General features: G+C 46.1%; 29 protein-coding genes and 1 pseudogene. 15 read left to right on the forward strand and 15 right to left on the reverse strand.

The features are described from left to right. Nucleotides 1-256: 256 nt before the first annotated feature. From RMO79_RS04375 to RMO79_RS04385, 3 genes are all read left to right on the forward strand, one after another. On the forward strand, nucleotides 257-1,045 hold the full coding sequence (locus RMO79_RS04375) for a M28 family peptidase (RefSeq protein ID WP_310481847.1): 789 nt from the start codon (nucleotides 257-259) through the stop codon (nucleotides 1,043-1,045). Nucleotides 1,046-1,099: 54 nt separating this feature from the next. Further along, complete coding sequence (locus tag RMO79_RS04380) at nucleotides 1,100-1,303, forward strand: M28 family peptidase (protein WP_310481886.1); 204 nt, start codon at nucleotides 1,100-1,102, stop codon at nucleotides 1,301-1,303. A gap of 95 nt (nucleotides 1,304-1,398) precedes the next feature. After that, nucleotides 1,399-1,890, forward strand: a complete 492-nt coding sequence (locus RMO79_RS04385; protein WP_310481848.1) for an outer membrane beta-barrel protein — start codon at nucleotides 1,399-1,401, stop codon at nucleotides 1,888-1,890. A gap of 93 nt (nucleotides 1,891-1,983) precedes the next feature. On the opposite strand, the gene RMO79_RS04390 is transcribed toward RMO79_RS04385, so the two are convergent. Together RMO79_RS04390 and RMO79_RS04395 are read right to left on the reverse strand one after the other, a co-directional pair. Then, the gene (locus RMO79_RS04390; RefSeq protein ID WP_310481849.1) at nucleotides 1,984-2,553 is read right to left on the reverse strand and encodes a Uma2 family endonuclease; all 570 of its coding nucleotides are present in this window, start codon (nucleotides 2,551-2,553) and stop codon (nucleotides 1,984-1,986) included. Nucleotides 2,554-2,631: 78 nt separating this feature from the next. Beyond that, the gene (locus RMO79_RS04395) at nucleotides 2,632-3,372 is read right to left on the reverse strand and encodes a class I SAM-dependent methyltransferase (RefSeq protein WP_310481850.1); all 741 of its coding nucleotides are present in this window, start codon (nucleotides 3,370-3,372) and stop codon (nucleotides 2,632-2,634) included. A 276-nt stretch (nucleotides 3,373-3,648) separates the two neighbouring features. Here RMO79_RS04395 and RMO79_RS04400 point away from each other — a divergent pair, with 276 nt between their 5' ends. The 4 genes and pseudogenes from RMO79_RS04400 to RMO79_RS04415 all read left to right on the forward strand — a co-directional run bounded on the left by RMO79_RS04400 (nucleotide 3,649) and on the right by RMO79_RS04415 (nucleotide 6,908). Continuing rightward, nucleotides 3,649-3,993, forward strand: coding sequence for a helix-turn-helix transcriptional regulator (locus RMO79_RS04400; protein WP_310481851.1), 345 nt, complete (start codon nucleotides 3,649-3,651; stop codon nucleotides 3,991-3,993). 459 nt (nucleotides 3,994-4,452) lie between these two features. Continuing rightward, a pseudogene (locus tag RMO79_RS04405) lies at nucleotides 4,453-4,716 on the forward strand (response regulator transcription factor); the annotation flags it as partial. A 61-nt stretch (nucleotides 4,717-4,777) separates the two neighbouring features. Next, nucleotides 4,778-4,882, forward strand: coding sequence for a hypothetical protein (locus tag RMO79_RS04410; RefSeq protein ID WP_310481887.1), 105 nt, complete (start codon nucleotides 4,778-4,780; stop codon nucleotides 4,880-4,882). A 553-nt stretch (nucleotides 4,883-5,435) separates the two neighbouring features. Next, nucleotides 5,436-6,908, forward strand: a complete 1,473-nt coding sequence (locus RMO79_RS04415; RefSeq protein WP_310481853.1) for a tetratricopeptide repeat protein — start codon at nucleotides 5,436-5,438, stop codon at nucleotides 6,906-6,908. A gap of 434 nt (nucleotides 6,909-7,342) precedes the next feature. Here the strand turns inward: RMO79_RS04415 and RMO79_RS04420 are convergent, their stop codons facing one another. Then, complete coding sequence (locus tag RMO79_RS04420) at nucleotides 7,343-8,245, reverse strand: shikimate dehydrogenase (RefSeq protein ID WP_310481854.1); 903 nt, start codon at nucleotides 8,243-8,245, stop codon at nucleotides 7,343-7,345. A gap of 300 nt (nucleotides 8,246-8,545) precedes the next feature. Here RMO79_RS04420 and RMO79_RS04425 point away from each other — a divergent pair, with 300 nt between their 5' ends. Further along, a complete protein-coding gene (locus tag RMO79_RS04425) occupies nucleotides 8,546-9,019 on the forward strand; it encodes a Dps family protein (protein ID WP_396136517.1) in 474 nt (157 codons plus the stop codon). Between the two features lie 171 nt (nucleotides 9,020-9,190). After that, nucleotides 9,191-9,874: a helix-turn-helix transcriptional regulator gene (locus RMO79_RS04430; protein WP_310481855.1), complete on the forward strand. Its 684-nt coding sequence runs from the start codon at nucleotides 9,191-9,193 to the stop codon at nucleotides 9,872-9,874. Between the two features lie 112 nt (nucleotides 9,875-9,986). Here RMO79_RS04430 and RMO79_RS04435 read toward each other — a convergent pair whose 3' ends face one another. From RMO79_RS04435 to carA, 5 genes are all read right to left on the reverse strand, one after another. Continuing rightward, complete coding sequence (locus RMO79_RS04435; RefSeq protein ID WP_310481856.1) at nucleotides 9,987-10,289, reverse strand: DUF1816 domain-containing protein; 303 nt, start codon at nucleotides 10,287-10,289, stop codon at nucleotides 9,987-9,989. Between the two features lie 93 nt (nucleotides 10,290-10,382). After that, on the reverse strand, nucleotides 10,383-11,867 hold the full coding sequence (gene rlmB / locus RMO79_RS04440; RefSeq protein ID WP_310481857.1) for a 23S rRNA (guanosine(2251)-2'-O)-methyltransferase RlmB: 1,485 nt from the start codon (nucleotides 11,865-11,867) through the stop codon (nucleotides 10,383-10,385). A gap of 15 nt (nucleotides 11,868-11,882) precedes the next feature. Further along, nucleotides 11,883-12,317 (reverse strand): ribonuclease III domain-containing protein, encoded by a 435-nt coding sequence (locus RMO79_RS04445; RefSeq protein ID WP_310481858.1) that lies wholly within the window; start codon nucleotides 12,315-12,317, stop codon nucleotides 11,883-11,885. A gap of 283 nt (nucleotides 12,318-12,600) precedes the next feature. Further along, a complete protein-coding gene (locus RMO79_RS04450; protein WP_310481859.1) occupies nucleotides 12,601-12,951 on the reverse strand; it encodes an STAS domain-containing protein in 351 nt (116 codons plus the stop codon). Nucleotides 12,952-13,189: 238 nt separating this feature from the next. Then, on the reverse strand, nucleotides 13,190-14,353 hold the full coding sequence (gene carA / locus RMO79_RS04455) for a glutamine-hydrolyzing carbamoyl-phosphate synthase small subunit (protein ID WP_310481860.1): 1,164 nt from the start codon (nucleotides 14,351-14,353) through the stop codon (nucleotides 13,190-13,192). Between the two features lie 325 nt (nucleotides 14,354-14,678). Here carA and ntrB point away from each other — a divergent pair, with 325 nt between their 5' ends. Further along, nucleotides 14,679-15,512 carry a nitrate ABC transporter permease gene (ntrB, locus tag RMO79_RS04460; RefSeq protein WP_396136518.1) on the forward strand — a complete coding sequence of 278 codons (834 nt, stop codon included), beginning with the start codon at nucleotides 14,679-14,681 and terminating at the stop codon, nucleotides 15,510-15,512. A 92-nt stretch (nucleotides 15,513-15,604) separates the two neighbouring features. Continuing rightward, a complete protein-coding gene (locus RMO79_RS04465; RefSeq protein WP_310481862.1) occupies nucleotides 15,605-16,999 on the forward strand; it encodes a CmpA/NrtA family ABC transporter substrate-binding protein in 1,395 nt (464 codons plus the stop codon). Here RMO79_RS04465 and RMO79_RS04470 read toward each other — a convergent pair. From RMO79_RS04470 to RMO79_RS04485, 4 genes are all read right to left on the reverse strand, one after another. Continuing rightward, complete coding sequence (locus RMO79_RS04470) at nucleotides 16,996-17,142, reverse strand: hypothetical protein (RefSeq protein ID WP_310481863.1); 147 nt, start codon at nucleotides 17,140-17,142, stop codon at nucleotides 16,996-16,998. The genes RMO79_RS04465 and RMO79_RS04470 overlap by 4 nt on opposite strands. Before the next feature lie 248 nt (nucleotides 17,143-17,390). Next, nucleotides 17,391-18,635 (reverse strand): bifunctional oligoribonuclease/PAP phosphatase NrnA, encoded by a 1,245-nt coding sequence (locus RMO79_RS04475; RefSeq protein ID WP_396136519.1) that lies wholly within the window; start codon nucleotides 18,633-18,635, stop codon nucleotides 17,391-17,393. A 151-nt stretch (nucleotides 18,636-18,786) separates the two neighbouring features. Further along, a complete protein-coding gene (locus tag RMO79_RS04480) occupies nucleotides 18,787-18,945 on the reverse strand; it encodes a hypothetical protein (RefSeq protein ID WP_310481865.1) in 159 nt (52 codons plus the stop codon). A gap of 64 nt (nucleotides 18,946-19,009) precedes the next feature. After that, nucleotides 19,010-19,675, reverse strand: a complete 666-nt coding sequence (locus RMO79_RS04485) for a PHP domain-containing protein (protein ID WP_310481866.1) — start codon at nucleotides 19,673-19,675, stop codon at nucleotides 19,010-19,012. 281 nt (nucleotides 19,676-19,956) lie between these two features. On the opposite strand from RMO79_RS04485, the gene RMO79_RS04490 reads away from it, so the two are divergent. The 4 genes from RMO79_RS04490 to gatB all read left to right on the forward strand — a co-directional run bounded on the left by RMO79_RS04490 (nucleotide 19,957) and on the right by gatB (nucleotide 22,898). Then, entirely contained in the window at nucleotides 19,957-20,133 is a 177-nt protein-coding gene (locus RMO79_RS04490) for a hypothetical protein (protein WP_310481867.1), read from the forward strand. Between the two features lie 178 nt (nucleotides 20,134-20,311). Then, a complete protein-coding gene (locus RMO79_RS04495; protein WP_310481868.1) occupies nucleotides 20,312-20,593 on the forward strand; it encodes a hypothetical protein in 282 nt (93 codons plus the stop codon). Nucleotides 20,594-20,880: 287 nt separating this feature from the next. After that, the gene (locus tag RMO79_RS04500; protein ID WP_310481869.1) at nucleotides 20,881-21,366 is read left to right on the forward strand and encodes an NlpC/P60 family protein; all 486 of its coding nucleotides are present in this window, start codon (nucleotides 20,881-20,883) and stop codon (nucleotides 21,364-21,366) included. 59 nt (nucleotides 21,367-21,425) lie between these two features. Next, nucleotides 21,426-22,898 (forward strand): Asp-tRNA(Asn)/Glu-tRNA(Gln) amidotransferase subunit GatB, encoded by a 1,473-nt coding sequence (gene gatB, locus RMO79_RS04505; protein WP_310481870.1) that lies wholly within the window; start codon nucleotides 21,426-21,428, stop codon nucleotides 22,896-22,898. A gap of 176 nt (nucleotides 22,899-23,074) precedes the next feature. Here gatB and RMO79_RS04510 read toward each other — a convergent pair whose 3' ends face one another. The 3 genes from RMO79_RS04510 to RMO79_RS04520 all read right to left on the reverse strand — a co-directional run bounded on the left by RMO79_RS04510 (nucleotide 23,075) and on the right by RMO79_RS04520 (nucleotide 25,901). After that, the gene (locus tag RMO79_RS04510) at nucleotides 23,075-23,953 is read right to left on the reverse strand and encodes an ATP-grasp domain-containing protein (protein WP_310481871.1); all 879 of its coding nucleotides are present in this window, start codon (nucleotides 23,951-23,953) and stop codon (nucleotides 23,075-23,077) included. 164 nt (nucleotides 23,954-24,117) lie between these two features. Further along, complete coding sequence (locus RMO79_RS04515) at nucleotides 24,118-25,332, reverse strand: glutamate carboxypeptidase (protein WP_310481872.1); 1,215 nt, start codon at nucleotides 25,330-25,332, stop codon at nucleotides 24,118-24,120. Nucleotides 25,333-25,607: 275 nt separating this feature from the next. Next, nucleotides 25,608-25,901: a DUF6439 family protein gene (locus RMO79_RS04520; protein WP_310481873.1), complete on the reverse strand. Its 294-nt coding sequence runs from the start codon at nucleotides 25,899-25,901 to the stop codon at nucleotides 25,608-25,610. Nucleotides 25,902-26,187: the final 286 nt, after the last annotated feature.

Genomic DNA, 26,187 nt, shown 5'->3' on the forward strand with positions numbered 1-26,187 from the left:
CAAGATTTAGTCAAGCAACGCACTCAACTCCAGTTAGCCCGCACGTATCTTAAAGCATCGCTCCAAATCGAGCCTCACGATCGACAACGCTGGGAAGCCGTAAATAGAGAATTCAATCAGATCGAACGATTGACAAAATGAATAGGGGGTAGCGAATAGGGAATAGGGAATAGTTGTAAATTTTGGATTTATTGGCAGAATTGAGACTACTTCCCAAAAAACGCGATCGATGATATTATAGTTACTGGATAGGTATATGCCGTCCTATATTTGCCTAACTGTGAAGCTCAAACTCATCGATCGTGCATCCGTCAAAAGATTAGCCATTCTCGCCCTAATTATCATCTCCTTGCTCATCTTTGGTTGGTCGTTAATGGTCTGGATGCCAGGAGAGAGTTATACCCAAGCCTTACCGCCGCTGACAGCCGCCCAAATCGCCTTAAAAGACCGCCTCAAAAGCGATGTCGAAACCCTCGCCGTAAAAATCGGCAGCCGGAACCAGAGCAACGAGCGGAACCTAATTGCCGCTAAAGACTTCCTCGATCGCGAATTAAAGCAGGCGGGATATACCGTCCGCGAGCAGCAATATAAAATTGACGGTAAAACCTTTAGCAACCTCGAAGTCGAAATTCCCGGTAGCAGTCGCGCCGACGAAATTCTGGTTATCGGCGGACATTACGATAGTGCTTTTACCAGTCCCGGTGGGAATGATAATGGTACTGGTGCAGCGGCAGTACTCGCCCTCGCACGGGAATTTGCTGGGACAAAACCCCTGCGAACCTTGCGATTTGTCGAATTTACTAACGAAGAACCACCCTACTTCTGGACGAAGGACATGGGGAGCCTGGTATATGCCCAAACAGCTAAAGCACGCGGCGATAAAATCGTCGGAATGTTTAGCTTAGAGACACTCGGCTACTTTAGCGATGCAGCAAATAGCCAAAAATATCCGCCACCACTAAGCTTTTTATATCCTAACCGGGGCAACTTTATCGGGTTCGTGGGGAATATCGAGTCGCGGGAATTACTCCGCAATACAATTTGATCCTTTCGCGCTCAAGCCAAGTTTCCCTCCGAAGGCGTAGCTTTACCCAATGCAATTCCAGGTGTTGGTTGGTCGGATCATTGGTCGTTTTGGCAACAGGGTTATCAAGCTCTAATGATTACCGATACCGCACCTTTTCGCTATCCTCATTATCATACAGATCGCGATACTGCTGACAAAATTGACTTCGATAGGCTCTCTAGAGTAACAGATGGGATAAGTAAGGTAATTCGCGATTTTGTAGGGTTAGCGGGCTAAATAAATACCGCTATTATTATGTTAATACATATTGACAATCGAATATCTAGAGATTATGATGTAATTACTTATGTAATTTCACCCCCGATTCAATCATGTCCTCTAAAAAATCGATTTTTGCAGTAGCTTCGTTATTAACAGCATCTTGTGTTTTACTATCGGCTGGCGGTGCAAGCGCACAAGAAAAAACCAGTTATGTAGGGCCTAGCATTGGCTTTAGTAACGGTACGACTTTATTCGGCATCAATGCTAAAATTAAGGTAGCAGATAGCATTTCTGTTAGACCCTTCGTTCAATTTGGCAGTAGATCTATCGGCCCAGTCAATGGTAACGTAACTTTCTATGGTGCATCTGCGACTTACGACTTTAGCCTACCTAGCACTCAATTTGCTCCCTATGCTGGGGTTGGCTACTTAGGTGCGACTGCTTCTGTTAGCTTCCAAGGTCAGAGTGCTTCTGGAAGTGACTCTAGCATTTATTTTGAAGTTGGTAGCGACTATAATGTCACCGACAGTATCGCGATCAATGCTAACTATAAATTCAAAGATAATGGATTTTTCAGCGTTGGCGGTGCATATAGATTCTAATCTATAAATCGAATATATATTTGGTAACATCACCAATTTATAGTTAATTAAAAAGCTCCACGAGGAGCTTTTTAATTGAGTTTTTAAAAATAACTATGTAATTTGTGGCGGAAAGAGCGTAGTAAGATCGAGATTAACTGTCGGTAAGTGTGGCAGCTCGATCGAACGAGGTGGTATGATAATTTGAGTAGTAGTATAGATAGAGCTTTCAGGTTGACGATATATTTCCAAGCGATCGTCTACTAAATTAACAATCCAATATTCACTAATTCCCGCCGCTGCATAGAGAGCTGCTTTGGTATTGCGATCGAAGTTTAGTGTCGAGTCGGCGACTTCAATGACGAGGATAATATCGGTAGGCGTAGGATGACTATTAACATAGTTATCGGCTCGCAATTTGGCGATGACAATATCTGGCTCTGGCTCGCTATTATTAGGCAAAGTAATGGGATCTTGACTCTGCACATCTGCTAGATTACCGATTAAATTCAATAATCGCTTAAATATTTCACGAGTACAAACAGTATGTCGAGTACCTTTGGGTGACATGTTAAAAATTTGTCCTGAAATTAACTCTACACGATCTCCTTCATTAAGGATGCCACTCTCAAGCATCCGATGATAGTCGTTAATAGTGAGGGGACGAAATTGAGTATTAACCATAAGATCGATTCTGTGAAAATACCGTTATCTCTATGATATCGGGCTGGCGATAAAGTTGGCTAGTTAGATCGATTCTCGTTACATCTTTTGATAACACCGAGTAGTGATAAAATAAGGATGAAAAACTTCGAGAAAGTTAGCTTGAAGAGCTTTAAAAAAGCGATCGATAGTTGCTGGATCGTCCAAATGAAAGGGGAATTCTCGATCGGCTCCTTTTGAAAAATACCAATTAGTAATCATACTGCCTGGATCTGTCAGTAAATCGTGAAACTGGAGTAACTGCTGGCTGGGTTCGGGTAAATGTTCCATTACATCGAAACAAGTAATCGTATCGAATTTTGCGGATGGATCTAATTCCATACAACAAGTTATTTTTGATTCTAAATCTAATTGGTGAATCCGGTGTTTGACAAAGTTATAATTAATCGGATTGATATCGCAATAAACAACATGAGTAACATCCGGACATAACGCCGATGCGATCGCATGAGTGCCAATTCCACCGCCAAAATCTAACACTTTCCCCCGCGCTCTATCGCCAATTAAGCGTAACGTATCGCCGATATAATCGGTACTAGTTAAATGCCACGTTGCCAATTCAAATAAATAAGCTTCGCCTACCCGATCGCGATAGAATTTACTAGCATCATCCCAATTAAAATCGCGTCGTCCTAATTCGGCTAAATCTTGTAAAGCAGTGGCAAACTTTGACTCTAACTGTGCGCTATCGATATCTAAAAATTGGTGGAGATGTTGTTTTAAATTAAATGCATCTTGCCAATAACCGCTCAAATGCGGCACGATCGGAAATGTAGACATGTGTGAAGAGTAAATTATGTGTGGTATAGCATCGATCGATATCGGTGCTTGGATGCTGCGATAACGAAAGATTCCGGCACTAACTATAACATCTAGACTGCCCAATTTCTAAATTGGATCTGGGCGATTGCCAAATTAGCCATCCTTGCGAGGGTTTGCCAAAGCATTGGATATTCTAGATCGGGATCTGGGCATAATTAAATATGGGAGCGTCGATCGCTATGGTAATTCTAAAGGAATTGTGGTTATAAATCTATAAGTAGCAAGGTTATTATTATGATTCAGAATGAACATCAATATAAGGTTACTAAAACTAAGTTGAGAGAGTTGGAGCAAGCTTCGATCGATCTAGATGTTAATATTAGTAATCTTTCCGAGCGTTTATTGCAAGCTGAGAAAAAGGGGATTCAGGTTTTAATCGATCGATTGCGGTTGGAGGTTGTTGAATATGATAATCTCAAGCAGCAACGAACGCCAATTCAAATTGGTTCGATCGAAGATTTAGCGATCGGGTTGATTAAGGCGAGAATTGTTGTGGGGATGACGCAGAAGGAGTTAGCGGCTAAGATTGGTGTTCAGGAGCAACAAATTCAGCGTTATGAGGAGAATAAATATGCTTAGGCTAGTTTGGCGAGATTGACTGAAATTGCTCGTGCTTTGGAAATTATATTTGCTAATCCGGTGGAGTTTCAGATGGGTTTATCTCGGTAACAAAATTCGATAGAGTCATCCTATCACTCTAATTTTACTACAGTTACAATCGAACGATCCCAACGATAGATCCTAGTTTTCGCGATCGAGCAAGAATAATCACGATCGATATAATGTAGGCATAACTGCAATTTTCGATCGCGGAAGTAACCAGAATAGCGATTGAGAAAGGCTAATATCGCGCGAATGATTAACACGATCTCTCTATTACAACAACTCCAAATCTCACCAGGAAAAGATCGATCCAATTGAGTATAGTTGTAATGTCCGATCGCAGAAGTAACTGGAATAGAGGCATTGCAACAATTACAAGCCTTGACAAAAAACAATAGAGCCAATTGTCATCGAACATCGATTTCATCAGATGACATGCACTTGCTGTGGGGCAGAAAATCAAGCACCGGAAATGGCTCAAATAATTGGTCAGTCCCACTCCGAATTTTGCTAGTTGAAGATGATGAACTCTTTCGTCTAGGGGTAAAGTTTCGGCTGGAACAAGAATCAGATATCGAGATTACCGCAGAAGCAGCAGACGGAGAAACCGCTGTCTAACTAGCGAATCGACATCCCTTTGATTTGGTCTTACTAGATGTCGGTTTGCCAAGAATGAGCGGATTAGAAGCTTGTTGCCAGAAAGATCGATCGAGATATCGCTGACAGCCTTTATATTGCCCCTGCAACTGTCCGAGTTCACATTCATGCCATGTTGCACAAATTAGGGGCGCGAGATCGATCTCATGCCATCTCGATCGCCCAACAGCAGCACCGATGCGATCGGCCACATCGCCAGAGTTTCTGAAGAATTAGATCCCCTCGCGATCGCCAATTCAGTCGATCTCCGTTAGGAGGAAGTTTCATCAGTTTTGATGTACTGGTGCAAGCTGTGAGTAAAACCACTTTTTTCTATCCGAGCAAAGTATAAAAGCAGACATCGAATCGGCAATTGTAATTAATTAGCCTACAAGTAGGCAAAGCCTCAAAAGCCTTGTTAGCAGGAAGTTATAGAAGATGTATCTATAAATGCTAGCTAAGAAATTAGCAGCGATAATCTCGAAAACTCAACATATTTGTTAAGATCCCAATAGATAACATCAATAATTATTTCGCCATCAGATCCCTAAGCAAAGATGGTGCAGTGGGTAGCTTCATAATAACTAATGGCGATCGGATGTTAGTCAACTCACATCTTGCATCAAAACAAAGTTACTAGTGTTTTAGTGGATAGTGGATAGTTTTAGTACTTAGGAGTAAGTTTTGAGTCTGTTTTTATGTACTGGTGCAAGATGTGAGTCAATACCCCTCCAGCACTACTTATGGCGATCGACTGACGTTAATTTAAACTAATTTTAATAATGAAAATTCAACATTCTCGACAAGTCACTGCTAGATGGTGGAGTCAACAGATTCCGCTCCCACCGATCGCGTTAGGATTATTGGCAACATTAATATTATTGCCATCGGCGCAGGTTGTCGCTAAAGCAAAAGAACCAACCGCAGCCACCGAGCGACAGAACGTCAAAAAAACTCCCGCTAAAGCACCCACAACTGCCAGAGCGTATTACGATCGGGCAATGCGTCGCTATAAAAGTCAAGATCGCAACGGCGCACTCGCCGATTTCGATCGGGCGATTCAGTTGCAGCCGAATTTTGTCGATGCGTATAATAATCGGGGGATTATCAAGGGCTTGAATGGCGATAATTCTGGCGCGATTGCTGACTATAGCAAAGCGATTAACATCAATCCCAGATTTTTTGAATCCTATGCCAATCGCGGGTTTGCGCGGTTGAATACGGGAGATAAATCGGGCGCAATCGCCGACCTACAAGCCGCTAGTGAGATTAAACCCCAAGATCCGCAGTTATTAATCGGGAAAGGCATCCTCTTGGCGCAAAATGGCGATAAGCAAGGTGCGATTGCTAGCTATAACCGGGCAATGCAATTGAGTCCTAAAAATGTCGATGCTTACTACAATCGCGGTTTGGCAAAGCTCGATTTGGGCGATAAGCAAGGAGCAATTGCCGATTATAATGCAACGATCGTCCTCAGCCCCAATTATGCAAATGCTTACTATGGGAGAGCCAAAGCCAAAAATGCCCTGGGCGACTACCAAGGAGCAATTGCCGATTACGATCGGGTAATTCAACTCAAACCCAATCAAACTAGTGCTTATCTCAACCGTGCGATCGCGAAAAATAATCTGGGTAATACCGCAGGCGCGCTCGGCGACTACGATCGCATCGTCAGTCTCCAGCCATCTGAGGCAATTGGCTACTTCAATCGCGCGATCGGTTACTCTCAAAGTGGCGAGCGCAATAAAGCAATCGCCGACTATACTACCGCCATTAAGCTCGATCCGCAGCTAGCTGAAGCTTATAACAATCGCGGGATTCTGTATTTTAATAATAACAATCGTCAAGCCGCGATCGCCGACTATAGCGCAGCCATCCGACTCAAACCCGAATATACTACTGCTTATCTCAATCGGGGAATTGCTTTTTATGTGGGTGGTGACTATGCTAAAGCACTGCTAGACTACGATCGCGGCATCGCAATCGCACCGAATAATGCCGAAATTTACTTCAATCGGGGCATCAGCCAAACGCGATTAAAAAAATATCAGCAAGCACTGGCTGATTATAATGCGGCAATTCGCTTGCAACCCAATTACGCGCTAGCATACAGCAATCGCGGGTTGCTTCATGCCCAGCTCAAAGCAAATCCGGCTGCTACTGAAGATTTGAAAACGGCAGCAAAGCTATTCCAAGAGCAAAATAACCCTGCTGGCTACGATTCTGTGATGCGGAAATTAGAGGCGATTAAGTAACCTCACATCTTGCATTAAGACATAGATAGTAGTGTTTTAGTGGATGGTGAATAGTACTTAGGAGTAAGTTTTGAGGCTATTTCGCTCGTCGTTAGACGACGCGCAAGCTCCGGTTGTTTATACTGGTGCAAGATGTGAGTAACCAATCTATAGTGAAGTGGGAAAAAGGGGAGTTGACACTTCGCATTCGCTCGGTACGATCGTTCAACCGATCGTACCTAACGAAGCCTCTGCTCGTGCAGAAGTAAGCTGAAGAGAGCCTAAGTGTTAAAAGTTAAGAAAGCAAACAGGGGTGGTTTAAATCGGACGGTTAGTTCTATCTTAGCCATCTCCCCTGCACTCAACTGTGATTTAAATCCTAAAATTTAGCGATCTCGATCTCCTTAGATTTTGGATTTTGCGGCTCGCGCTTCTCCCAGTCCCCCCGTCCAAAATTAGTGCCTAGCGGCTAAATATGCCAGTAGAGCCTGATGCATAATTGCTACGGGAGCGGGTTGTTGCAACCACAACTCAAACGCCATCGCGCCCTGCTGCACGAGCATTTCCGTACCATCGATCGCGGTGAATCCCCGCTGTGCGGCTAATTGCAGAAACTTAGTCGGGCGAGGTGTATAAATAAGATCGTAAGCAATGGCGTTAGCTCCCACTTTAGCGAAAATTTCGGCATCGATCGGACTAGCATCGAGCTGGGGGTGCATCCCGATCGGCGTACAATTAATAATTAATAAATCCTCGCGATCTATAAAATCTGGTAACTCATCCCAGCGATGAGTGCTAACAATAACAGATGTCGGGGTGTCGGAATTGGTAACTCGCAATTGAATTTCTTGCCAACTCGATCGGAACTCGGCTAATTTGTCAATATCTCTGCCGAATACCTGAATTTTGCTACATCCTAACTGGTGGCACCCCGCCACTACCGCCCGCGCCGCACCGCCATTTCCCAACACGATCGCCGTTGTTTGACTCCAATCGCGATCCATCGCCATCAGGGGACTCACAAATCCTGCCACATCAGTATTGGTACCTTGCCAACCTGCGGGAGTATGCCAGATCGTATTTACGGCACCTACAGCCCTCGCTAGCGGGGTAATATTAGCAAGTAGGGGGATAATTGCCTGCTTGTGGGGAATCGTCACGCTACAGCCGACTACGCCAATGCTGGCGAGTCCATCTAGAGCGGTTGCCAGATCTGCTGGCTTGACGAGAAAGGGCACATAGAAGTAGTCTAAACCCAAATGCTCGATCGCGGCATTATGGATGACTGGCGAGAGTGAATGCGCGATCGGATTGCCGATGACACCTAATAATTTTGTGGTACCAGTAATTTGGGGCATGAGCGTGGGGAGTTAAAAAGTACTATTGGCTTCGATCGTAGATCTAAATCCCCCTTGAAAAGGGAGACTTTGATTCTTGCGCCCCCTTTTCAAGGGGGCTGGGGGGATTTAGATCTACGCTTTTCAGACACCCGTTGAGCGTGGGGAGTGGGAAATCTAAAGTTAAATTATTGAATCGGCTACTTTCTAGCGCAACTCAATGCTATTTGTAAAGTGTTTGGATCTCTATAGTAGTCGATCGAGAATACTTAGTAGAATATAACTAATAATTGGTAGACATTTTCAGGAGAACCAACAACCATGATGCAAGTAGATATTGGAATCGATGCAGATACTCGTAAAGAAATTGCAGATGGATTGTCGCGGCTATTGGCAGATACTTATACTTTATATTTAAAGACTCATTACTTTCATTGGAATGTAACTGGGCCGATGTTTCAAACGCTCCATCTAATGTTTGAAACTCAGTATACCGAATTAGCCCTAGCTGTAGATCTAATTGCCGAGCGAATTCGCGCATTAGGCTTTATCGCTCCTGGCAGTTATAGTGAATATGCTAAGTTAAGTTCCATCCCCGAAACAACTAGCGTTCCCAAAGCCACAGAGATGATAAAACTGCTCGTAGAAGGACAAGAAGCTGTTTGTCGGACTGCTCGATCGATCTATGTGAGTGCGGAAAAAGCTAGCGACGAACCGACTGCCGATCTTCTCACGCAACGGTTACAATTACACGAAAAAACTGCCTGGATGCTCAGAAGTTTATTAGAACAATAATTTACTCACATCTTGCGATTGGGACGTAGTAGTATTTAGTGGATAGTGAATAGTGGATAGTATGGGCAATTCATGAAGCGGCGGTTTTATTCGGAGGGAATCTCCGAATAAAAAACCGACAAGACATTGCCCCTACTTGCTTGCATAGTTAGTATTGAGTGATAAAAGCGCATGACTAACGATCGACTGCCAGATCGCACATTACAATTGCAAGCATTAATGCACAAAGTCGGCATTAATAGCTTTAGGCAACTATCCCGATCGACCGGAACTTCGGCAAGGACGATTGGCAAACTGCGATCGGGAAACCTCGACACATTACGCTGGCAAACATTAGTTAAAATTAGCAGTGTTTTACAAATAAGTATCGGCGAACTCATCGCGACTTTTGGATCGGGTTCGATTCTCGTTCCGTTCGCGAAGCGTCTGCCTCAGCAGAGAGGCTCCGCCAACGGCGGAGATAACGATCGGGAATTAGCAACGCTCAAACAAGAATATCAATATCTCCAGCACCAATTTCAACAGCAACAAACAACGCTTGCCGCCGAATTTCGAGCTACAAGTTTACAAACATTAGAGTCTTTTTTAACCTACTTTCCGACTGCTAAATATGCCGCTGAAAATAATCCTAATTTTCCGGCGAGTAAATTATTTCCACTCGTACAGTCGATCGATCGATTGATTAGCGATTGGGGTGTAACTGTAATTGGTGAGGTTGGTGCTATAATCCCCTACGATCCGCGTTGGCATCAACTTATTGAAGGAACTGCAACTACAGCGGAATTAGTGACGGTGAGGTACGTCGGCTATCGACAAGCTGACAAGCCAATCTTTCGGGCGAAAGTTAGTAGATGAGGGGGGAGCGGGGAGCGGGGAGCGGGGAGTAATAAGTAATAAGTAAAGCTAAAAAACAGCACGGACAGATGCTCATTCTACGAGCATCTGTCCGTGCTGAGATCGCACGATTTTAGCCGAATTGACCGCTCATGGAAGTTTTATCGATCGACTGATAACTACTACTATCCGTGGTGGATTCTTCATAATCGATCGTCATTTGGGCTGGTTTACAGCGTTTGATGGCTACCTGAATACCTTGGGCAAATTCACTCTCTAAGTCCTCAATATAACCAGCCTTGGCTTCATCGGCTTCTACTGCGGTGCCAAACGGCCCAAAATAATAGGTGCAGTGAGGTCGTTCGGTGGTGACTTCGACCCACCAGGCTTGTCCCATCAGATGGAGCGCGCTGCTCCAGATATCTTGAATATTCATTGGTTTAGATTCCGCTGATTCAAAGGAGGTTTATAAGTTGATGGACGTGGAGCATATTAAGGGTTAGATCTTAAATAATCCCAAAATACTCGCTTAACGCTCAGAGAGTCGTAACATATTTGACAAACGCTGGCGCGATATTTCGTATAGACACATCGAGGCGGCATTAGCAGCATTCAGACTGGGAGTTTTGCCAGTTAGTGGAATCGAAACTAAGTGGTCGCAACCTTTTTGAGTGAGCAAGCTGAGTCCATCGCCTTCAGAACCAATCGCAAGCACGATCGGACGACGCTCGCTAAAATCGACGGTATAGATGGCTTGTTCGGCATCAGCAGTGGTGCCATAAATCCAGAAGCCAGCATCTTTGAGTTGTCCCAATGCGCGGCTGAGATTGACCACACGAGCGACGGGGAGATGCTCTAAAGCTCCGGCGGCGACTTTTAAGACGGTAGAAGTAATCCCGACGGCACGCCGCTGGGGAATGACCACACCTTGCGCTCCCAAGGCTTCGGCACTGCGGACGATCGATCCGAGATTTTGGGGATCGGTAATGCCATCGGCGACGACGATAATGGGTGAGTCTGAAGCAGCTAGCGCGCGGGTAATTAGTTCTTCGATTTCTAGGTAGTCGTGAGGTGCGACTTGTGCGACGATCCCCTGATGATTGCCACCGCTTGCCATATAGCTCAGGCGTTGGGCATCGACTTCATCGACGACGGTACCATTAGCTTTGGCGCGATCGATGAGGGTAAAAAAGGCAGGATGGTGGCGGAGTTTGGATAATACCCAGATCCGATTGATTTGGCGTTCGTTTTCGATCGCGGTAAAGACCGAATGTTTGCCGTATAAGTAATCGGTAACTTCTTCTTCGGCGATTTCTGGTGCGGGGGGATCTTGCCAGCCGCCGCGATTATTGCGACTGTAAGCGGGACGATCTGATTTGCCTGCGTTATCGTTGCGGTTGTTGCTAAAACGACGATCCCCGGTGGGGGGACGATCTTCGCGACGGCGATCTCCAAAACTAGAGGATCGATTCTCATTGCGATCGGCTCCACCACCGTCGCGACGGCGATCTCCAAAACTGGAGGATCGATCTTCGCGATTGAAGTTGGGACGATCTTGACGATCGCTGCGTCCGCGATCGGAGCCATTCCCACCCCAACTATCGCCATCATCTCTACGGGGCTTATAAGCGTCTTCACGGGGCTTAAAACTGCTAGATTTCGGACGCGGTACGCCCCAATCTTTTCGCTCCTCGCGGGATTTATCGGGGCGGGCAAAATTATTCGGCTTGGGGCGGTCGAAACTCGATCCACCTTCGGCATCGCGAGGGCGATAGCTGCGATCGCGATCGAAGTTATTTGCGCCATCAGTTTTGCGCGGACGACGATCGCGATTACCTGAGTCGCCATCTTCGCGGCGACGGGGTGCGTCTCCCGCTGGGCGATATTTGTCGGAGCTGACGGATCTACCTTCAGAATTGCGGCTGGGGCGAAAATCGCGATCCCCACCACCATCACGATTTCCCTGGCGTGGGGAAGGTTTACCGCCACCAGAGCGACGAGGTTTAGATATCATATGTATTCGTAAAAATTATGTGGCTGGAGTCGGATCGAACTGGAGCAAGGCAAATAACTCCGCGAGCCGAGGGGGATTGGTAATGTAAAGATAACCGATTAAAGTCTCAAAACTAGTAGCTTGCTGATAAACTTCGGGATCGAGGCGACGAGGGCGACCATTTGCTGCATTTCGACCGCGCCGGATCGTATCCAATTCGATCTCACTCAGATAGGGTAATAGTCGTTGCAAATGACTAGACTGCGCTTCAGCACGGACTTGAGCGACAACTTGCTGATGATAGGCATGAGACCGCTTGGGCGGATACAAAAACTGCGTGCGAACGTAAAGTTCGTACACTGCATCTCCTAAATATGCGAGAGCTGATGGGGACAGTTGTGACACGCGATCGGGGTGGATAGCTAAATTATTTAGCTGTTGCCAGCTTTGTGGTAGCTCTGTTTCACCCACGACAATATCTGAATCTAAAATAGCTAGAAAATTTTGACCTCAACTTCCCAATTTTATCAACATTTCTCGAAACTAGTTAAAATGCCAACAATTTGACATCAAACTTAGCAGCCAGTCCAATAACGGGACGTGCTGCGGTTTTGGCAGTCGAGCTTTGTCAATTCATGGGTTAAGGTGGAGGTAATCGGCACGAATTTGCAAAAAATTCCGACCGCATACATAAACCTTAACGCTCACGATCGACATTACCATGAAGATCTGAGTAATTTTCGATCCCCAATGGTTACTTTGCTCCAGGCTCAATTCGTGCCAATGCTGCATCGACAGATGTCTGAAGCGATAGAAACTGCTCTAGCCTTACGAGTTTGACGGTTTGTGTTACCCGCGCATTTGTGACTATTTGTACAGTTCCTTCGACACTTTGAGCTTTTTTGACTAGTTGGACTAGCGCACCGAGTCCAGAACTATCGACAAAGTCGATTTTAGATAGGTCTAAAATCAGGTTTCCGGGGCCTTCTTCAATACATTTATCCATCACTTTCCTGAATGTCGGCTCGGAAAATGCGTCCAATAATCCAGTCAGGCGGAATAATTGATAATGGTCTTTGACTTCGCGAGTGCCTCGGAGACTCACGGTTAGAGATAGTGGTTCAGCGATAATAGCCTCCTTACAGTTTTACTTGAATAAATAATCCATTGTCGATCGAGATCGAATGATAACGCTACTCTGGATCTTTCCCAATTTCCGGTCATCTTGTCAACTTTCTTTTGGGAGAGATGGGAGCGGGGAGCGTGGAGTTCGGAGAGGGGAAGACGGGGAGAGGGGGGGACGGGGGGACGGGGAGACTTACAATCCAAAATCCAAAATCTCCTTACTCCTTACTCCCCGCTCCCATCTCCAACCTCTGGCGCATTTGCTTGACAAACTTACCAAACAGGTAGTCGGCATCATGAGGGCCGGGACTGGCTTCGGGGTGATATTGAACGGAGAAACAGGGAAGAGTTTTATGTTGTAGACCTGCAATCGTCCGATCGTTTAAATTGAGATGGGTAATTTCGATATCTGCTCCTAAAGATTCAGCCGCGATCGCAAATCCATGATTTTGACTGGTAATTTCTACCGTTTGGGTGAGTCCGGCTGGTTGGTTGAGTCCGCGATGTCCGAATTTGAGTTTGAAGGTTTCCGCACCCAAAGATAGACCGAGGATTTGATGACCCATACAGATGCCGAAAATCGGCTTGTTAGCGGCTAATAACTCCTTAGTAGTTGCGATCCCTCCCGTGACAGCGGCGGGGTCGCCTGGGCCATTGGAGAGGAAGATCCCGTCGGGATTGTGCTTGAGAATTTCGGCGGCTGAGGTATCGGCGGGAACGACAATTACTCGACAACCGTGGCTTGCCAACCGTTTGAGGATGTTCCGTTTTACCCCAAAATCTAAGGCAACGACTGTGAGGGGTGCGCTGTTATTATCCGTCGATTCTGGCTTAAATTCCCACATTGGTTCGCTCGGTTGCGACCATTCGTAGGTGGTTGCAGTGGTCACATTATCAACCAAGTTCAATCCTGCCATCCTCGGTGCCGATTTCACGAGATTGAGCAATTCTACTGGGTCGAGAACTTCTGTCGAAATTGCCCCATTCATGGCTCCAGCCGATCGCAATTTGCGAGTCAGCGCGCGAGTATCGATCCCATAAATTCCTGGAATATCGTGATGTTCGAGATATTTTGGGAGCGAAGCTGTCGATCGCCAGTTACTAGGACGATAGCAGACATTCCGGGCGATCGCCCCCCGAACGTGGGGAGCTGCCGATTCATCGTCATCGGGATTGACTCCTGTATTACCTATTTCTGGATAGGTAAATACGACAATTTGACCGCTATAGCTAGGATCTGTGAGTACTTCCTGATAACCAGTCATCCCCGTATTGAAGACAACTTCGCCAATGGTCGTACCCATCGCGCCAAATGACCAACCAGGGTAGGTTGTACCATCTGCTAAGACCAATAATGCTGGCAAAACCGCAGAAACGGACATAGAATTTACAAACGGGTTATTATGGCGGAGCCATTATACCATCTCTTTACTCGGTTCCACGATCGCTAATGCTACCCATCTCTAAATACCCGCAAATTTTTACGATCGTTAGAATGAGTATACAGCGACGGGTTTAAACCATCCGTTTTCTCCTATTTGCGGAGAAAAATGCTCGACCTAGCGGATAATAAGAATCGGAAAACATTGCATGAGGTAGTTTTTACGACTCGATCGTTACTATTTGGAGACAAAGTAAGCGATTGCCAGATCGCTTCCCCAATGCACCGGAACCAAGCTCTTTTTTGAAATAAGGTGCTACCACTAAATGATTTTAATGAGTCTAGTTTCGCGTACCAATGCTTCGATCGAGAAGCGTTTTCGGGGTTTATTTAGAGCCAATATCCTCTTGCCGATCGCTGGGTTTGCAGGGGTAATCGTGGTATGGTGGCTGATTGCCCTGTTCCGGCAGGAAATGATGCCCACGCCGCCAGAGGCACTGCTCAAGAATTTAGATTCTATTTTGCACCCGTTCGCTTATCGCGGCCCTGGGGACATTGGGCTGGGATGGTTGCTGTTGGCTAGTTTGCGCCGAGTTTGTATTGGTTTTTTGCTGGGGGCGGTAGTCGCCATTCCGGTGGGGATCTGGATTGGATTATCGCGATATGCTTGGCTCGCCCTAAATCCGCTGATTCAAGTCTTTAAGCCCGTTTCTCCCCTGGTGTGGTTGCCGATTGCCCTAGCGATTTTTAATGCGGCGGAACCTTCAGCAATTTTTGTGATTTTTATTACCTCGCTTTGGTCTACGATCATTAATACAGCCGAGGGTGTCCGCAATGTACCTAAGGAGTATTTGGAGGTAGCACAGGTCTTAGAAATGCCCCGCTGGAAACAACTCACCAAGGTGATCTTGCCTGCTACTTTGCCCTACATCTTCACCGGATTACGCATTAGTATGGGGATTGCTTGGTTGGTAATTGTGGCAGTGGAAATGCTCACAGGGGGCGTTGGGATTGGCTTTTTTGTCTGGGATGAGTGGAATCGCTTGAATGTAAGTGCGGTGTTTTTAGCGATATTTGTGATCGGGTTAACGGGGCTGATTTTGGATTACGCCCTGGCTACCTTGCAAGCGATCGTCACCCGCCGTCCCACACGCTCTTAGATTAATTAGTAATTAATAATTAATAATTATTAATTGGGTTTTAAGATGAGGATTTAAACCATGTAATGTTCTTATGAACTTTGGAGACTCTGATGGAGACACTGTGGACTAGGCGAGCTTTACTGCAAGGGATGGGTGCTGCTACTTCCGCGATCGCATTTTCTAGCTGTAGTCAACAGTTCTCGCGCAATCCAGTGGGGTTGACAGCAGCAGCTCTGGCAATGCAGCCAATTATCGACCCTGCCAGTCTAGAGAAGCCCAACCTGACGGTGGGCTATGTGCCCGTCAATGATTGCGCTCCATTCGCTGTCGCTTGGGAAAAAGGCTTCTTTCGTAAATATGGATTAAATGTCACTCTTAGTCGGGAAGCGAGCTGGGGCAATTCCCGCGATGGGATTATATTTGGGCGATTGGATGCTTCTCCCGTAGTGTCTGGGGCTGTCACCAATGCCCGCACGGGGGCCGAAGGGGCACGACGCTATCCCCTGTGCGCTGCGATGACGATTCACCGCCACGGCAATGCCCTGACGATGAATCGTCAACTCTGGGAGGGTGGGGTTAGACCCTGGCACACCTATGGCGGAAATTTGGATGCGTTTGGTCGCGATTTGCGGAACTATTGGGAAAAATCGCCCATCGACGAGCGGGTTTGGGCGGTGGTGCTGAGTTCTTCGATCTACGAATACTTTATCCGCTATTTGGTGGCAGCAGTGGGCATCGACCCTTTGAAGCAACTGCGGCTGATTATTACACCACCGCCGCAAATGGTCAGCAATACGCGGATCGGCGCGATGCAAGCTTATATGGTGGCTGAACCGTGGAATACCCGCGCCATTGCGGGGAATGAAGGGATTGGCTTTACTTTTATTCAGGGGCGAGAAATCTGGCAGGGACACCCCGATCGCGTCCTCGCCGTGCGAGAATCATTCATTGAGGACTATCCCAAGACCTATCGATCGCTAGTCAAAGCGACGATCGAAGCCTGTCAATATTGCGGCAATCCTGCCAATCGGGAAGAAGTCGCCACCATTATTTCCCAACGCTCTTTTACTGGCGCAAATATCAAATATACGCGCCCTGGCATAGTGGGCAACTTCAACTACGGCGGATTTGACAACCAGCCCCGGATTACCAATAGCCCAGAGACAACCCTGTTCTTCGATCTGCCCAGTGCGACGATTCCCCACGACCACTCCACCTTCATGTGGCAGTCGCAAAGCCTGTGGCTGATGACCCAGGCAGCCCGCTGGGGGCAGATCGCCGAATTCCCCAAAAACGCGGAGGAGATCGCTCGTCAAGCCTGGAGAACGGACTTGTATCGCGAAATTGCCGCCGAGATGGGCATTGAATGTCCGGCAGAGGATTATAAGATCGAACCGAGTACCGCTTTTATCGATGGCAAATCCTTCGATCCGAGCGATCCGGTTGGCTATCTCAACAGCTTTGAAATTCGTGCCAACGCGCCCCAATCCTTTTTCTTTACCTAATGAGGATGTTCGGAAAGTTTGATTGCTCCGTTTGTAGTGGGTAAATCACCCAACCCCCTTTCCAAGTGGGTTTGCAGGGTGGTTTCATCCAAGACAAGAAAAATACTGACAGAAAATCGCATTTTATCTAAGCTGTTAGTCATTTAATTTACTTACCTCTTCTCTTGAAATGGTGCTCTACTTGCGGAGTTGGGTCGGATGGGTTCCCCATCCGTGACCCATACCCAAGCAGGGGGAACCAAGCGAGCTTTGTGAGGGAAGCTTCCCCCACAAAGCTCGCGCCCAAGAACGCACTTTTCGCTCCCCGCTCCCCGCTCCCCCCTCCCCGCTTTCAAAAAATCTAGTATGTGATTTAAATGTCTGACAGCTTATGCCAAACGGGATCGTTAAGTTAATAACTGTCTGTTGGATTGACTAATCTGAGTAACTTCTGCTTGATTTGGTTGTCGAAGACTTCCCACTTCATTTTAGAAAATTCGGTGTTGTCATTAAACCCGCACAAGAACCCGACGGGAATCTCGAATCCGCCAGCGGTGAACCGTCCGCCACCGAAAAATCGTCCTTCGCTATTTTTACCGAATGCTTCCTTGATAAATTCGTCAGGATCGAGGGTTAATTTGGACGTACGGAGCGATCCAATCACTAATTCGACTTCATCATCCTCATCGCGGACGATGCCGTATACAACCGCCGTGTGGACGTTTTCTTCGGTGACTAAAAAGTCAGCGGCTTGGGGAATCGCATCGCGATCTTCGTAGCGTAAGTAGCCGACACCCGCGATCGAGAAGTTATTTTGTACCACCCGATTGGTGAGCGATCGTTGAATCACTTCCATGACTCGTTTCGATCGGTATACTTGAAGGACGGCGTTGAGTAACTGTGCGTCATAAAAGCGGCTCAGGTAACCAGCGGCGAGAAAGTCTTCTTCCTGCGCTTGCATCAGGCGATTGGTATCGGAACGTAAACCGTGCATCAGTGCGGTGGCACATTTGACATGTTCGCTGATACTGCTATCGAGCTTGAGCAATCCGGCTTGCAGGTATTGGGTGAGGATGGTGGCGGTGGCGCGAGTGGAAGGACGAATATCGACAAATTCGGCGTTGAGATCTTCTTGGAGGCTATGATGGTCGATAATAACGACGATCGGGATGCCTGCTTGACGGACTGGTTCTAAGAGTTGACAGGTGGTACCTTGGTTATCGATTAAGACGCAGCCTTGATAGTTGGCTAAGTCTTTGTCTTTAAGGTTGGCAGTGGAAATCTTTTTAGTCGGTAGTCCTGTCAGTTTGACGAGGGCGATGTTTTCTTGATGGCTGAGGGCACCAGCATAAACTAGATCGCAATTAATCCCATACTGCTTTGCAATGAGTTGATATGCCCACGCACCAGATAAAGCATCAGGATCGGGAAAATCTTGTAATAAAACGATTTGGCGTTCGCCGCGATGTCGCTCTAGAGTGGCTTTGAGTGCGGCTACCCGAATATCTTCTGAGGGTAAGTCGCTCCGACTCTCTAAGTGAGCGGCTCCACCAACGGTTGGTAAAGTCAGCGTTAGCGGAATTGACAACCCATGACTAGCGTCATTGTCCGCTCTGAGTTCCAATCTTTCGGTATCTGGATCTTGTGGCTGTGTCATTTCGAGCAATCCACGTATAGAGTTTGCATCCATACTTGAAGCTTGACCATTGAAAGGCTTAGTCGAATTTAAAGACATCTAATTCAATAGAGGTATAATATCCCTAGTAAACTATCATAAACAATCGCGATCGGATTGGCAATTAGCGTTTTTACGTAGCTGGGGTTCGATCGGCTCGCGATCTGTTACTCGCAACGATCTCAGTCGCTGACAATCGTCCTTGAGACTCAGCCATTTTCATCCGATCGTCGCGATCTCCCGTACGGATACTGCTGTTAAATTTAGTACGTTGTATCGATCCAGCACTCATAACTTTGCTAGGCTATGGACTGAAGAGATTAGTGGCAAGCACCTATGTTTTTGCGTCAATCAACCTACAACCGCTGCAATAAATTCAACCCGTGAGTATCGGTACCGCAAGTGTGCAGCAAATTGTAACTATTTCCTAAGCGTTTGACGGTTTCCGTCTGCTCGAAACTAGGAATCCAAGGATTGGGATTATTGTAAGCATAATAAGTCTCGACACCATCGATTCCCAACGATACCGCTGTAGGAATGAGTTCTTCGGGAGAGCGACGGTACCGAGAAGGGTGTGCTAATACGACAATTGCACCCGCATGATGCAGCGCGGCGATGACACGTTCGGCGCGAGCATCCGCGCCTCTGGGTTCTCTTCCTGTCAGATAGGGAGCCAGATTCGGATCGAGAGGATCGAAGCCATAGCCCAGGATATGTACGTCCACGGGGGGTAGATACGCCGTAATTTCAATTCCCGTCCACAATTGCAGCGAGTCGATTGCTTGTGTTTCCAGCCATTGCTGGGCGCGAAAATAACCAGCCACACTATGATGATCGGTAATTGCTATCCCCTGCAAGCCGATTTCAACAGCTTGCACCATCAGATCTTCGGGGGTCAGTTTCCCATCCGAGCAATGGGTGTGCATGTGAAAATTGTAGTGTTTCGGACAACTATCGGGCTGAATGTTAGTAAAGACTTGCCGCAGTAAATTGGTATCCTGTGGTGAGTGTTGGTTCCCCATGGCGTTGGATGTACGAGTCTGGTAGTTGCCTACGATCGTCAAGGTAGTTCTGTAAAAAGTTGCGCGTTGCTATGCTTCAAGATTACCCCAATCTTCACAAAACTTTGTGAGAAGAGTCTCATTGACTCTCTCATAAATTGGGAGGTTGTTTGTATTCCTTACTTAATTGTAACGGTCTGTTTGCGATCTCGTTAACAAGAGTTCGATCGACACTCAGCCATCGAGGTGAAGCAGGAAAAGGCGGCTGAATAACGGTTTAAGGTACACAAACGTGCATTAAAATGCGCGATCTTGAGGATCGCCATCGCGATCGTCACCTACGAAGCGCGATCGGTAAATCCCAGATTCGGTCTGGGTTGTACGCACCAGATGTAATTTTTTACGCGATCGTCAAAAAGTTTAATGATATTTTAAGATTTCTCACAGATTTAGAGTATCGACAGATTCCTAATTTATGATATGTGGATGTGCTAGATCTGGTGCAACTTATCAGACAGCGGAAAATCCGGTCTTGGGGTTTCCCCAAGTAGAGCACCTTTTCAAGACAGCGGAAAGTGCAGTCTTGGGGTTTCCCCAAGTAGAGCACTTTTTCCAAGATAGTTCTTTCAGCCACTAGGCGGGTGAGGTTTTACGATCGTGTCATCAAACTTACTACGTTCTCTATCTCTGGCTACGATCTTGAGTTTTTTCGCACCGATCTCGATCGTATCTGGCTCGCTGGCTGGAACTTGGTTGCTAACTTGCATTCCAGGCATCAGCGAGATCGGGCAAATTACCACTAACATGTTACTAGCTTTCCTCGATACCTTTGGCGGCGGCTGTGCCTTCCAAGGGATGTTAACCATCGGGATAGTGTGCGGATTCGTCGGCGCGCTCTTTGATATTTACGCTTTCTACAGCTTTCGGACTCAGAAGTGACGGGACGGGACTGGGGGACAAAGGAGACTGGGGGAGATAATTTTCAATCCAAAATCCAAAATTGCTTGATGTCGTCGAGTATAAAATAGCGGTGTAGATCTGGGAAAATCGATGAACGATCGAAATCGTCATAAATGTGGGTAATTTAACTGTAAGAGTGCAACAGTTTTAAATCCACCCGATCGCGCTAATTTAAAGTTAGGAACTCGATAGTGTTTGTTCCTGTCAAACATTAAGTACGTCGTCGTCGGGTGGGAAACACCATCTACTATGCGATCGAGATACTTATGTACCGAAAAATTCTAGTCTGTGCTGTGGTGATTTATGCGGCAATTTTGCCTGCTAGTGCCAATACCACAAATTATGCTGACGAGTTATTAACATCAGAAGATCTGACTACTGTGGCGGCTGAAGCTAAATCTTGGCGAGGTACCCGCTATCGATATGGGGGTAAAGATAAAAATGGCGTTGACTGCTCCCATTTTGTCTATGCCGTTTATAATCGGGTGTTTGAAGGCTACGATTATCGGATGGCGGATGAGTATTTACGCGATCCTGATTTCTCGCCTACCAAATTGCCAATCGTCGGTGATGTTATTATCTTTACTTCTGTCAAAGGTGCCTCCGTACATATGGGCATTATTACCGATGTGAAGTCGAAAAAATTTATCGGCGCGCAATCTAGTACTGGTGTAAAAGAAGCCAGTTTTGCACCGGGAAGTTATTGGGGCAAACGTCCTTACCAAATTTTGTCGCTACTACCTGCTGAATGATGGATAGTTGGGCGATACAATGTAAATAGATATCGCTCTACACTAATTTTTATAGCCGCATGACCGTAGCTACCCCGACTAAAATCCAGTATGAAGCCGTAATTGGGTTAGAAACTCACTGTCAACTCAATACTGCTACCAAGATTTTTTGTAACTGTTCTACCGAATTTGGTGCGATTCCCAACCACAATATTTGCCCTGTCTGTACGGCAATGCCAGGAGTGCTGCCAGTACTGAATGAGAAGGTATATGAGTATGCTGTGAAAGCGGGTTTGGCTCTTAATTGTCAGATTGCGGCTTATAGTAAGTTCGATCGCAAGCAATATTTTTATCCCGACTTACCCAAAAACTACCAAATCACCCAATTCGATCTTCCCATTGCCGAGCATGGTTGGGTAGAAATCGAAATTCTCGATGATGCTGGCGTTGCTACTCGCAAGAAAATCGGCATCACCCGGATGCACATGGAAGAAGATGCGGGTAAGCTCGTGCATGGCGGTAGCGACCGGTTATCTGGCTCCACTCACTCGCTGGTAGATTACAATCGGACTGGCGTACCTTTATGCGAAATTGTCTCCGAACCCGATCTTCGGACTGGCATTGAAGCGGCTGAATACGCCCAAGAAATTCGCCGGATCATCCGCTATCTGGGCGTAGGCGATGGGAATATGCAAGAAGGCTCCCTCCGGTGCGATGTAAATATTTCCGTGCGTCCTGTGGGTCGGGTCGAGTTTGGGGTTAAGGTGGAGATCAAGAATATGAACTCCTTTAGTGCCATTCACCGCGCGATCGATTACGAAATCGAAAGACAGATTGCCGCGATTGGTAATAACGAGCCAATTTTCCAAGAAACTAGATTATGGGAAGAAGGCACGCAACGCACGATTAGTATGCGGAGCAAAGAAGGTTCGAGCGACTATCGTTATTTCCCCGAACCAGATCTGACACCAATGATTTTGGCAGACAGTCAAAAAGCAGCATGGAAAGCAGAATTACCCGAATTACCAGTTGAAAAACGCCACCGCTATCAAACAGAATTAGGCTTATCCGCCTATGATACGCGAGTCTTGACCGACGATCGATCTGTTGCCGAATATCTCGAAGCCACAATTGCTGCGGGTGCAGATATCAAGCAAGCGGCTAACTGGGTGATGGGTGACATTACCGCCTATCTGAAAACGCAAAAAGTCGGCATTACCGAAATCGCCCTGACACCGACTGTTTTAGCCGAATTAATCGGACTGATCGATAAAGGGACAATTAATGGCAAAATTGCTAAAGAAATTCTCCCTGAATTATTTGAGAGTGGCGGTTCGGTACAAAAGTTAGTCGAAAGTAAAGGCTTAATTTCGATTTCCGATCCGGCAGAATTGGCGAAAATTGTCGATACAATTCTGGCGGCTAATCCGAAAGAGTTAGAACAATATAAAGCTGGAAAAACCAAGCTTTTAGGCTTCTTTGTCGGTCAAATGATGAAGGAAACTGGCGGACGCGCCGAGCCTAAATTAGCCAATCAAATTTTGAATCAATAGCTCAATAGCTAAAAAATACCCGCATGTAAATCCCCTCCTCGGAGGGGTGCCTGAAAGGCGGGGTGGGTCGATCTCCGCTACCCACAAACCACATCTCAACTACTATAAAGTTAGAGCAAAGTAGTTTGATTCGATCGGCGATGCTCGATCGAAATCGGACGGTTAAAGCGTAGATCTTACCCACCCCGCCCTACGGGCACCCCTCCGAGGAGGGGAGTTTTAGAGCTAGACAATAGCACACGATCGCTAGTTAGAGTAAAAATATCCAGAAAAGATTCAGCCCAGATATCGGTAAATCGCTCGACACTCCAACCCACTAAACCCGAAACTTGACCGTCGCCAATTTCCACAACTCTTTGACAACCATCGATGCGATCGATAATATCTACCGAAAAAAACTTACTATTAATTCTGCTGGCACATACTTTTACTATGTCTGGAATTTTTGTAGCGGTTGATGCAGCAAAAGCGCGACCGTTAATAATAAAGTAACGTTGCTCGGTTTCGGTAATAAAATCTTCAACTTTTCTCACACAAATACCACCTTCGATCGTGCCGCGAAACTTGTGCATTTCGGCGACAACTTGCCCGATCTCTGAAGGATCTTTAATTATCGAGCCGATCGATGTTTTGAGAGATTTTACATAATCTTTAATAAAAAACTTGTTCCATCCCAACTTAATTAATTCACGATTTAAATCGGCATCGACGTTAAACCAATAAGTTTCTGGCGTGAGATCTTGCAGTAATGGATACCAATTGGGTAAATAATGAGTACTGAGATATTCATCGCGATCGATCCATAAATCTGCACCAGTGTTTCTGACAGCATTAACTAATAATGAATGCTCATCGGGCGAAATCATCCAACCTCGATAAATTAGCTTTTCGTCTGGATGTGGTGGGGGATAAATTTTAGACGCGCCCAAACTTAAATTTTCTAAAGAAATGACCGAAGTATCGAAGCCACTTTTGTGCAGCCGATCGCATTGCTCTGTGTATGCTGAATCTACTCGTTGGGGTTTGAAATAATTACTAGGAAATAGAAATCTCATACCATTTTGGATTTTGGATTTGTACCGAAACACTATTTTATTTTAACCGCAGAGGCGCAGCGATTTGTGCTCGTCGGGTTCCCCGACGGTTTAACAAATCAAGACAGAGAGCGCAGAGAAAGAAAAAAGATCGGATAGCTTCTCAATCAAGATTGCTATATCTACTATTCCCCATTCCCTAAATCTATCAATAGCTTGGTTAATAAATAAATTCTAGGGGCAATGCGATCGATCTCGATATATTCATCCTTGGTATGTGCGCCCCCACCGACCAATCCCAGGGCATCTAACGTGGTCGTACCGACTGCTGCGGCATAATTCCCATCCGTACCGCCGCCGCTACCTTCTACGCCCAATTTGAGACCGATGGTTTGATAAATGGCTTGAGCTTTTTTGACCAATGCATCTGTCTGGGGATTGGCTGGAAACGGCGGACGACCTTTTTCGGCAATTACTTTAATTTGCGTACAGGGTAATAGTTTCTGCTGCGAAAATTGCGTAAAATCGCGTTCTAGGCGAGTATATTCTTGGGCTTCGAGGACTCGGACATCTGCTTGGACTTTTGCAAAATCTGGAATCGTATTGGGTGTATTGTCGCCTGTATTGAGGACGGTAAAATTAACTGTCGTTTGCTTTTTAGGGTCGCCGAGTTTGCTCATTTGCAGGGTTTGGTGAGCTGCTTCTAAGAGAGCGTTGCAGCCTTTTTCTGGCTCGGCTCCGGCATGAGCTTTACGTCCTTTGACTTCGATGCCATAATACCCGATGCCTTTGCGCCATGAGGTAACTTTATCTTGCGGCGATCCAAATTCTAATACTAATGCGACATCGTGTTTTTTGGCTGTTGCTTTAATTAATTCTCGCGAACCTAATGAGCCTTTCTCTTCATCTGGATTAATTAAAAAAGTAATGGTACCGAAATTCTTGAAATTCACATCTTTCAAAATCCTGAGTGCTTCGATGCCTAATAGAATGATACCTTTATCATCCATAATTCCCAGCCCATAGGCTCTGCCATTAGCAATTTTAAATGGACTGGCCAACGCGCCGCCTTGCTTAAATACAGTATCGGTATGGGCGAGTAGCAGAATTTTACCTTTGCCAGTACCTTTAATTGTCGCAATAACATTCCGCCCCGCACTCGGTTTGGCATCGATAGTTTTAACATCTGCACCGATCGATTTGAGTCGATCGATGACTATATTTTCAACTTTAGTCAAGCCTTGCAAATCGCCAGTCCCCGAATCGATATTGACGAGAGTTTTGAGGGGTGCTAAAAAGTTGATTTGCGATTGCTGCGATCGTTCGTAAACTATGGAATCGGTAATTGCTACAGCATTAAATTGTACCAACGTCAAACATAATAAACTAGCAATCGCCACAGAAATTATTACTCTCAGTCTCATTTTAAGTCTAAATTGTTGAATGTATACCGTTCGCAATATTGCAAACAGTTATGTCAATAACTTAGGCTAGCATCGATATCGTCACCTAGAACTAACGTGTCGATATTCGATCGTTATGACGATCGATTGCATTCTCTAATTTACTTCCATCTCGTTGTTGATTGGTATTGGTTTTGATAATTATGCAAGCTCGTACTTAAATAAGTTCGGAGATGGGAGTTTGGAGTTTGGAGATAAGAGACAATAGTTAACTACGAACGGATATCGTTCGCCACTGTCTGCTGACGAACGAGACGATCTCCATGCGAGGGACAAGGCGGAGCCGAAATCGACTTATCCAACCAGCCCACCGCTTGCGAAAATCGCGCTAACGCCTCATCGGGGTTATCTTTAAGTAAAAATACCAACGCCGCAGCCGCCTGTTCCTTCGCGCGTGCGGGACGATTAGATTTGAGCCTGTGCCAATCTGTTTCGGCAATTCGCAGCCGTTCTGCGAGGGCTTGAGCCAGTTCTAGGGTGGTAAAATCGTCTAGTGAGGGAGACATGAGTGCGATGACCTAAATTTAGGCAGATTAATAGCAATGCTACTTAAATTGTATCTTGCGATCGCGACTCTAGTCGATCGTCAATTCAACAAGCGATTATTACATGCGGGTTACAAAAAATCTCGTTTTGTTAAAAACGATCGATAATACTTCAGAGGGTGTCTGAAAAGTCTTATTGGCTTCTATCGTAGGTTGTCAATCCCCCTGTCTTGTCTCCCTAAACCGTCGGGGAACAAAGGCGTGCGGGAGCCGCTAAATCCCCCTTAAAAAGGGGGACTTTGACTCT

It is taken from the genome of Chamaesiphon sp. VAR_48_metabat_403 (assembly GCF_031422475.1).
Lineage (GTDB): Bacteria > Cyanobacteriota > Cyanobacteriia > Cyanobacteriales > Chamaesiphonaceae > Chamaesiphon.